This window comes from Xanthomonas sp. SHU 308, from assembly GCF_000364645.1.
GTDB classification, from domain to species: domain Bacteria; phylum Pseudomonadota; class Gammaproteobacteria; order Xanthomonadales; family Xanthomonadaceae; genus Xanthomonas_A; species Xanthomonas_A sontii.
In genome coordinates this window covers 1-8,317 of sequence record NZ_AQOK01000755.1, presented here as the reverse complement: position 1 = coordinate 8,317, position 8,317 = coordinate 1, and the positions used below count along the sequence as shown (strand labels likewise).

At 69.7% G+C, this 8,317-nt stretch carries 10 protein-coding genes; 3 read left to right on the top strand and 7 right to left on the bottom strand.

All coding sequences use genetic code 11. From position 1 onward, the window contains the following. The 4 genes from D588_RS0119855 to D588_RS0119840 all read right to left on the bottom strand — a co-directional run. The coding region (locus tag D588_RS0119855; protein WP_017917233.1) for a TPM domain-containing protein at positions 1-784 on the bottom strand (784 nt) is incomplete at its 3' end. A 123-nt stretch (positions 785-907) separates the two neighbouring features. Then, positions 908-1,549, bottom strand: a complete 642-nt coding sequence (locus D588_RS0119850) for a LemA family protein (RefSeq protein WP_017917232.1) — start codon at positions 1,547-1,549, stop codon at positions 908-910. 74 nt (positions 1,550-1,623) lie between these two features. Further along, positions 1,624-2,373 (bottom strand): TerC family protein, encoded by a 750-nt coding sequence (locus D588_RS0119845; RefSeq protein WP_010342213.1) that lies wholly within the window; start codon positions 2,371-2,373, stop codon positions 1,624-1,626. Between the two features lie 39 nt (positions 2,374-2,412). Next, on the bottom strand, positions 2,413-2,793 hold the full coding sequence (locus D588_RS0119840; protein WP_010342212.1) for a diacylglycerol kinase: 381 nt from the start codon (positions 2,791-2,793) through the stop codon (positions 2,413-2,415). Positions 2,794-2,981: 188 nt separating this feature from the next. Between D588_RS0119840 and D588_RS0119835 the strand changes: the two genes are divergently transcribed. Beyond that, entirely contained in the window at positions 2,982-3,698 is a 717-nt protein-coding gene (locus tag D588_RS0119835) for an SGNH/GDSL hydrolase family protein (RefSeq protein ID WP_017917231.1), read from the top strand. Positions 3,699-3,732: 34 nt separating this feature from the next. Here D588_RS0119835 and D588_RS0119830 read toward each other — a convergent pair whose 3' ends face one another. From D588_RS0119830 to D588_RS0119820, 3 genes are all read right to left on the bottom strand, one after another. Next, on the bottom strand, positions 3,733-5,013 hold the full coding sequence (locus D588_RS0119830) for a HAMP domain-containing sensor histidine kinase (RefSeq protein ID WP_017917230.1): 1,281 nt from the start codon (positions 5,011-5,013) through the stop codon (positions 3,733-3,735). Positions 5,014-5,121: 108 nt separating this feature from the next. Continuing rightward, the gene (locus tag D588_RS0119825) at positions 5,122-5,835 is read right to left on the bottom strand and encodes a response regulator transcription factor (protein WP_003481607.1); all 714 of its coding nucleotides are present in this window, start codon (positions 5,833-5,835) and stop codon (positions 5,122-5,124) included. Positions 5,836-5,927: 92 nt separating this feature from the next. Continuing rightward, positions 5,928-6,551, bottom strand: a complete 624-nt coding sequence (locus D588_RS0119820; protein WP_017917229.1) for an arylesterase — start codon at positions 6,549-6,551, stop codon at positions 5,928-5,930. 160 nt (positions 6,552-6,711) lie between these two features. Here D588_RS0119820 and D588_RS0119815 point away from each other — a divergent pair, with 160 nt between their 5' ends. Together D588_RS0119815 and D588_RS0119810 are read left to right on the top strand one after the other, a co-directional pair. Then, positions 6,712-7,314, top strand: coding sequence for an ATP-binding cassette domain-containing protein (locus D588_RS0119815; protein ID WP_017917228.1), 603 nt, complete (start codon positions 6,712-6,714; stop codon positions 7,312-7,314). After that, positions 7,311-8,317, top strand: a 1,007-nt coding sequence (locus D588_RS0119810; protein ID WP_017917227.1) for an FtsX-like permease family protein, incomplete at its 3' end; no start/stop codon positions are given. The genes D588_RS0119815 and D588_RS0119810, both read left to right, overlap by 4 nt.

Sequence of the window (8,317 nt, the reverse complement as noted above, 5' to 3'; positions counted from 1 at the left end):
CGCCGCCCCAGCCACCGCCGAAGCCGCCGCCACCCCAGCCGCCCCAACCGCCGCCGCCGGCCGAACGGCCCGGTGCGATTCCGACGAACAGGCCCAGCAGCAGGCCGATCGCGCCGGTCAGCGCACCGACGAACAGCGACAGACTCAGCAGCAGGCCGACGCCGCCGCCGACCACGCCGCTCAGCACGCCGCGCACCGGGCGCGACAGCCGCGCGAACAGCACCTGCGCGACCAGCGCCGCGAACAGGCCGGCGAAGAAACCGAATCCCAGGCCGCCGCCGCGCGACGCCGAAGCGTGCGCGCTGACCGGCGCCGGCAACGCTTCGCCGTCGATCAGCTTGACCAGCATCGCGGTCGCTTCGGAAATCCCGCCGCTGTAGTCGCCGGCGCGGAAGCGCGGCACCAGGTACTCCTGGATGATGCGATTGGCGGTGGCGTCGGGAATCGCGCCTTCCAGGCCATAGCCGGGCTGGATGCGCACGCGCCGGTCGTCCTTGGCCACCACCAGCAGCACGCCGTCGTCCACGCCCTTGCGGCCGAGCTTCCACTGGTCGAACACGCGCTGGGTGTATTGCTCGATGCTCTCGGGCGCGGTGCTGGGCACCACCAGGACCTGCAACTGGCTGCCCTTGCGTTGCTGCAACTGCACCGCCTGCCGGTCCAGCTCCAGACGCTGGTTCGGCGTCAGCGTGCCGGTGGTGTCGACCACCGGCGCATCCAGCGGCGGAATCGACGCCTCGGTCTGCGCCCAGGCCAGCCAGGGCAGCAGCGCCAGCAGCAGCAATAGCCAGACGCAGACGTGTCGACGGCCGGCCGCAGCGCGGGTGCCACCGCTCGACGCCGTCGCTGCGGCGGCGCGCTCAGCCTCGGAGGTGAAACGCACGGTCGGGCCGGCCTGCAACGACGCTTAGTGCGCCGGCGCCGGCTGTTGCGGCTGCTGCGGCTGCTGCGGCGCGGACGCCGGCTGGCCACCGAAGTTCACCGCCGGCGCCTCGGAAATCTGCGCTTCGTTCTCCACCGAGAAGTTGGGCTTCTCCTTGTAGCCGAACATCTTGGCGGTGAGCACCTGCGGGAAGGACAGGATGTAGGTGTTGTAGTCCTGCACCGCCTGGATGTAGCGGCCGCGCGCCACGGTGATGCGGTTCTCGGTGCCTTCCAGCTGCGCCTGCAGGTCGCGGAACGCCTGGTCGGATTTCAGGTTCGGGTAGTTCTCGCTGACCACCAGCAACCGCGACAGCGCGCTGGACAACTGGCCCTGTGCCTGCTGGAACTGCTGCAACGAGGCGGCGTCGTCGGCGTTGACCTGCACCTGGCCGACGCGGGCGCGGGCGTTGGTCACGTCGGTGAGCACCTGCCGCTCCTGGTCGGCATAGCCCTTGACCGTGTTGACCAGGTTCGGCACCAGATCGGCGCGGCGCTTGTACTGGTTCAGCACTTCCGACCAACCGGCCTTGACCGCCTGGTCCTTCTGCTGGATCGCGTTGTAGCCGCAGCCGGACAGCAACACCGCCAGCGCGGCCAGAAACAGGGAGCGGGACAACAGGCGCATGCGAGGACTCCGGCGGATGACTGCGCGAAGCTTGCCACGCCGCCGGTGAAAACGCAGCCGACCTCAGCGGTGGCTCACCACTTCCCGGCGCCGGGCACCTGGTGCGCGGCCGCGCGGCGGCGCATCAGCAGGTTCAGCCATTCCACCAGCACCGAGAAGCCCATCGCCGCGTAGATGTAGGGCTTGGGCACGTGCACGTCCAGGCCATCCAGGATCAGCACCACGCCGATCATCAGGATGAAGGCCAGCGCCAGCATCTTCACCGTCGGGTTGGCGTCGATGAAGCGGCCCAGCGGATTGGCCGCCAGCAGCATCACTGCCACCGCCAGCAGCACCGCGGCGATCATCACCGGGATGTGCTGGGCCATGCCCACCGCGGTGATCACCGAATCCAGCGAGAACACGATGTCGATCACCGCGATCTGCGCGATCACCATCCAGAACACGCCCGAGGCCTTGCTGGTGGTGGGGTCTTCGTCTTCGCCGCCGGTGATCAGCTCGCGGATCTCCATCGTGCCCTTCACCAGCAGGAACAGGCCGCCGACGATCAGCACCAGGTCGCGGATCGAGATGCCCATGCCGGCGACGCTGAACAGCTCGCCCTGCATGCGCGCCAGGAACGCCAGCGACACCAGCAGCGCGATGCGGGTCAGGCACGCCACCGCGATGCCGAACTTGCGCGCGGCCGGGCGCTGCGCTTCCGGCAGTTTGCCCACGGCGATGGAGATGAACACCAGGTTGTCGATGCCCAGCACGATCTCCAACGCACTCAGCGTCAACAGCGTCAGCCAGGTGTTGGGGTCGGCGAGAAACTCGAGGGCCATGGCGTCGGATCCTTTAACGGAAGAAGAAACGGGCGGCGATCACAGCAGGCGCGGCAGCAGGATCAGGCCCCAGCACAGCACCACGTTGGCCAGCATCACGAAGACCGCGGCCGAGCCCATGTCCTTGGCGCGCCCGGCCAGTTCGTGATGCTCGGGGCCGTAGCGTTCGATCACCGCTTCGATCGCCGAATTGAGCAGTTCCACCGCCAGCACCAGCAGCAGCGAGCCGATCATCAGCACCTGCTGCACGGGCCCCTGCCCCAGCCACAGCGCCAGCGGCGCCAGGATCAGGAACAGGCACACCTCCAGACGAAACGAGGACTCGTGCAGCCAGGCAGCGCGCAGCCCCTGCCAGGACCAACGCGCCGCCATCAGCATGCGGCGCGGTCCACGCGGCAGATGCCCGAACTGGTCGGCCACGGCTCAGCCCCGCCCCAGGGAACGGGGACGCGACGACGACGGCCGGAAGGAATCGGTCATGGGCAAGGCGCAGCGGGATAGGCGGCAATTTTGCCACAAGCCCCGCGGCACCGCCGGCATCGCCGCGGATTTGCCTGCATGTCGTGCCTGCGGCACCATCGCCGATCCCCTTGCTTCGAGGAGGCGTCATGCCCCGTTCGCCGCTGCGCGCACCGCTGCTCGCCCTGAGTCTGTTCAGCCTGTCCCTGCTGGGCCTGTCGCCGGCGCTGGCGCTCACCCCACCCCCGCCGCCCAGCGTGCCCGACCAGGTCTCCAATGCCGCCTGGGAAGAGGACATGGCGCGTTTCGCCAAGGACGATGCCGCGCATCCGGTCAAACCCGGTGGCGTGCTGTTCGTCGGCAGTTCCTCGATCCGCTTCTGGACCTCGCTGGCCACGGATTTTCCGGGCGTGCAGACGCTCAACCGCGGCTTCGGCGGCTCGGAGATCCGCGACAGCACCTGGTATGCCGACCGCATCGTGGTGCCGTACAAGCCGCGCCTGATCGTGTTCTACGCCGGCGACAACGACCTCAACAGCGGCCGCAGCCCGCAGCAGGTGCGCGACGACTTCGTGGCCTTCGTGACCCGCGTGCACCGCGACCTGCCCAAGGCCCGCATCGTCTATCTGTCGATCAAGCCCAGCCCCTCGCGCGCGGCGCTGATGCCGAAGATGGCCGAGGCCAACGCGCTGATCCGCAAGGCCGCCGCAAGCCTGAAGCAGGTGCAGTTCGTCGACGTGTACACGCCGATGCTGGGTGCCGACGGCCAGCCGCGCGCCGAGCTGTTCGGACCGGACAAGTTGCACATGAACGCGGCCGGCTACGCGCTGTGGCGCGACACCCTGCGTCCGTACCTGAAGGATTGAACCGTGACGCGCCCGCGCCGCCGTGCGCGGGCGCTCACGTGACCGGCGGGAACCGCACGGTCGCAAGAATGCCGCCGCCCTCGGCGCTTTCCAGGGCCACCTGCCAACCGAAACGGTCGCACAGCCGGCGCACGATCGACAGGCCCAGCCCGGTGCCTTGCGGGCGCTCCGGCTCGGCACGGAAGAACGGCTCGAAGGCGTGCCGCAAAGCATCCTCGGACATGCCGATGCCGGTGTCGCGGATGCGGATGCGGTCGGCCTCGACCTCGACCTCGATGCGCCCGGCGTCGGTGTAGCTGCAGGCGTTGCGCAGCAGGTTGCTGACCACCACGTGCAGCACGCGCGGCGGCGCATGCAATGTCGCCGAGGCCAGCACGCGCACGCTCAGGGTCACCGGCTTGCCGATCAGCAGTTCGCGCGCGTTCTCGGCCTCGTACTCGACCACGTCGGCGATCTCGAAGAGTTCGCTCTGCGGCACCACGTCCGCTTCCCGCGCCAGGATGAGGAAGGCGTCGATCACCGCCTCCATGTCGCGGCCGGCGCGCTGGATCCGCTGCAGGCTGCGGTGCAGGCGCGGCGGCAGTTCCTGCTCGGTCATGGCGATGTCGGTGGCGACGCGGATCACCGTCAGTGGGGTGCGCAGCTCGTGGCTGGCATCGCGGGTGAAGTTGCGTTCGCGGGCGACGTGGTCGGTGACGCGCAGGGCCAGCGCATGCAGGGCGGCGGCCAGTTGCCGCGCCTCGCCCTGTACGTCGGCTGGCAGGTTTTCCGGGGCCAATTCGGCGGCGGCAGGATGCCGCGGATCCCAGCGCGAGACCCGCCGCGCCAGCCAGTTCATCGGCGACAGCAAGCGCCGCGACACCCGCCAGGTCAGCCAGGCCACCACCAGCACCGCGATCAGGGTAAGCAACGTCGGCACCACGCCGAACCAGAACGCCAGCCGCTGCGCCGGTGCGCGCAAAAACACCAGGTACAGGCGCCCGCTCTCGGTCTGGTCGACCAGCACCATCTCGCCGCCGGGGCGATCCTCGTGCAGACCGGGCGCCAACCCGCGCAGGTCGGCAGGCACCGCCACATCGGATTGCCCGGCCGGCACCAGATAACCGCGCAGGCTGTGGCTGTTGGGCGGCGGCTGCTGCGGCAGCTGCGCGCGCAGGCGCCAGTAGTAGCGCGCCTCCTGCTTCAGGATCGAGCCGACCAGCGAGTGCTGCACGATCGCGACCACCAGATAACTGGCAAGCGTGACCACACAGCCCGCAAACACGATGCGGGCGATCAGGGCGAGGCGAAGTTTGCGCGGCAACCCGTGCGGCATACGGCATCCGTGATCGTTGCCGCGATTATAGGAAGGCCGATCGTGAGCCTTTCGTGCAAGCGGCCCCGTTCACCGGGGCCGCTGCGGGGTCCACGATCGGGCGTTGCCTCAGCTCATCGGCTGGGCGATGTCGGCGATGCGGTAGCCGGCGCTCTGCACGGTGTGCAGCAGCGGGCGGTCGAACGGCTTGTCGATGATCTTGCGCAGGTTGTACAGGTGGCTGCGCAGGGTGTCCGAGTCCGGCAGGCCGTTGCCCCAGATCTCGCGCTCGATTTCCTGGCGGGTGACCACGCGCGGCGATTCGCGCATCAGGATGGTCAGCAGGCGCAGGCCGATCGGCGACAGCTGCAACTCGGTGCCGGCGCGGGTGGCGCGCATGCTCACCGGATCCAGCACCAGGTCGGCCACCTTCAGCACTTCCGAACCGACCTGGCGGCGCTCGCGGCGGATCAGTGCGCGCAGGCGGGCTTCCAGTTCCTGGATCGCGAATGGCTTGGTCAGGTAGTCGTCGGCACCGAAGCCCAGACCGGTGAGCTTGTCGTCGAGCGTGTCGCGCGCGGTCAGCATCAGCACCGGGGTCGACTTGCGCGCGTCGTTGCGCAGGCGGCGGCACACTTCGATGCCGTCCAGACGCGGCAGCATCAGGTCCAGCACCACCACGTCGTAGCTGTTCTCCGCCGCCAGACGGTAGCCGTCCAGGCCGTCGCAGGCGTAATCCACTTCGAACCCGCGGCCTTCCAGGTACTCGCCGATCATCTCGGAAATATTGCGGTTGTCCTCCACGACCAGCACGAGCCCGGATGTTTCCTTGGTCTGACGCATAACGCTTCCTCAGTCTTCAGCTTTGTGAAACATGCCGGATGGGCGGTGGTGGCGGCGTGAAGGCCGCTTCATCTGCCTGAGCAACAAAAAAACTACTGCGCGATCAATGGCTTGAGCTGAGGCCAGACATTGTCGAGCACCTTGGGCTGGGCCGCCGCGGTGGGGTGCAGGCCATCGCCCTGCATCAGCGTCGGGTTCAGCGCCACGCCCTCCAGCAGGAACGGCAGCAGGCCGGTCCGGTACTGCTTGGCCAGGTCCGCATAGACCGCGCGCAGGCGCTGCCGGTAGCCCGGTCCGTAGTTCGGCGGCACGTCGATGCCCAGCAACAGCACCTTCGCGCCGGCGTCACGGCTGAGCACGATCATCTTCTCCAGGTTGCCACGCAGTTCGGCCGGGCTCAGCCCGCGCAATGCGTCGTTGCCGCCCAGTTCGATGACCACCACCGACGGCTGGTGCTTCTGCAGCAGCGCCGGCAGGCGGGTCAGCGCGCCGGAGGAGGTCTCGCCGCTGATGCTGGCATTGACCACCGCCGGTGGCGCCCGCATCTGTTGCTGCAGGCGCTTGTCCAGCAAGGCCACCCAGCCGGACTGCACCGGGATGTTGTGCGCCGCGCTGAGGCTGTCGCCGAGCACCAGCACCGGCCCCGTCGCACCTTTGGCACAGGCGATGGCGGGCAGCAGCACCCACCATGCCAGCAGCAGCCAGGCGCGGCGCATCCAGGCCCGCTTGCTTCTCGTCTCGTCGCCACGCATTGGAGATTCCCTCATCGACAGTCAGGCCCCCACGCTTCGCGCCAGCATCGCCATCGACGTACGCGATGTCGGCAAATCCGTCAGCGGACCGGAGGGTACGGTCCACATTCTCGACAAGGTCGGATTGACCATCGGTGAAGGCGACAGCGTCGCCATCGTCGGCGCCTCCGGCTCCGGCAAGACCACCTTGCTCGGCCTGCTGGCCGGCCTCGACCTGCCCACGCGCGGCGAGATCGTGCTGGCCGGGCAGTCGCTCAACGCATTGGACGAGGAAGCGCGCGCCGCGCTGCGCGCGCGCGCGGTCGGCTTCGTGTTCCAGAGTTTCCATCTGCTGCCGTCGCTGACCGCGGCGGAAAACATCGCGCTGCCGCTGGAGTTGGCCGGACGCGAGGATCCGGCGCGGGTGCGCGAGGTGCTGGAAGCGGTGGGGCTGAGCGCGCGGGCGCGGCACTACCCGCGGCAACTGTCCGGCGGCGAGCAGCAGCGCGTGGCGCTGGCGCGCGCGTTCGTGGCGCGGCCGCGCATCCTGTTCGCCGACGAGCCCACCGGCAGCCTCGACCAGGCCACCGGGCAGCAGATCAGCGACCTGCTGTTCGCGCTCAACGAAGGCAGCGACACCACCCTGGTGCTGGTCACCCACGACATGCGCCTGGCGCAGCGCTGCGAACACCGCTACCGGCTCGACGGCGGCCGCCTGCGCGCCGCCGACGCGGCGGATGCCGCATGAACGTACTGCGCCATGCCGCGCGCGCACTGCGCCGCGAGCTGTTCGCCGGCGATCTGCTGACCGTGTTCGCCGCGCTGGTGCTGGGCGTGGCGGTGATGACCGCGGTCGGCACCCTGGTCGACCGGGTGACCCTGGCGCTGACCGGCAGCGCCGCCGAGGTGATCGGCGGCGACCTCGGCGTCAGCGGGCGCCAGGACATTCCTGCCGCCTTCGCCGAGGAGGCGCAGCGGCGCGGCCTGCGCAGCACGCGCATGGTCAGTTTTCCCAGCGTGCTGTTCCATGGCGACGCCAGCCAGATGGCCAACATCAAGGCGGTGGGCGCGGGCTATCCGCTGCGCGGCGCGTTGCTGGTCGCGCGCGACACCGTCGGCGCCGGCAGCGAACGCGCCGGTCCGCCGCCGCGCGGCGAAGCCTATGCCGATCCGCGCCTGCTCGAAGCGCTGGGGCTGAAGGTCGGCGATGCGCTGGAGTTCGGCGCCGGCACGCTGCGCGTGACCCGGGTGCTGCGCGCCGAACCGGATGCCTCCGGCGAGCTGATGCAGTTGTCGCCGCCGCTGCTGGTGAACCGCGCCGACGTCGATGCCGCCGGCCTGCTCGGCCCCGGCAGCCGCGCCTCCTATCGACTGATGTTCGCCGGCGCGCCCGGCGAGATCGCCGCCCTGCGCGAATGGCTGGCGCCACGCGCCAAGGCCTACCGCCTGGTCGGCATCGAGGACACCCAGCGTGGCGTGCGCGGCGCCTTCGACCGCGCCGGACGCTTCCTGGCGCTGGCCGCGTTGCTGGCGGTGCTGCTGGCCGGCGTCGCCACCGCGCTGGCCGCCAACCGCTTCGCCCTGCGCCGCATCGATCAGGTCGCGGTCTTGCGTTGCCTGGGCGCGCGCCAACACGACATTCTCGGTGCGCTGGCGGTGCAGTTGCTGCTGCTGGCGATCCCCGCCTGCGCGCTCGGCGTGGGCCTGGGCATGCTGGCCCAGGTCGGCCTGGTCGAAGCGCTGGGCAGCCT

Coding starts and splice junctions, on each gene's coding strand:
- D588_RS0119850 (WP_017917232.1), bottom strand. CDS start 1,549: ATGCGCCTGTTGTCCCGCTCCCTGTTTCTGGCCGCGCTGGCGGTGTTG.
- D588_RS0119835 (WP_017917231.1), top strand. CDS start 2,982: ATGCCCCGTTCGCCGCTGCGCGCACCGCTGCTCGCCCTGAGTCTGTTC.
- D588_RS0119845 (WP_010342213.1), bottom strand. CDS start 2,373: ATGGCCCTCGAGTTTCTCGCCGACCCCAACACCTGGCTGACGCTGTTG.
- D588_RS0119820 (WP_017917229.1), bottom strand. CDS start 6,551: ATGCGCCGCGCCTGGCTGCTGCTGGCATGGTGGGTGCTGCTGCCCGCC.
- D588_RS0119825 (WP_003481607.1), bottom strand. CDS start 5,835: ATGCGTCAGACCAAGGAAACATCCGGGCTCGTGCTGGTCGTGGAGGAC.
- D588_RS0119830 (WP_017917230.1), bottom strand. CDS start 5,013: ATGCCGCACGGGTTGCCGCGCAAACTTCGCCTCGCCCTGATCGCCCGC.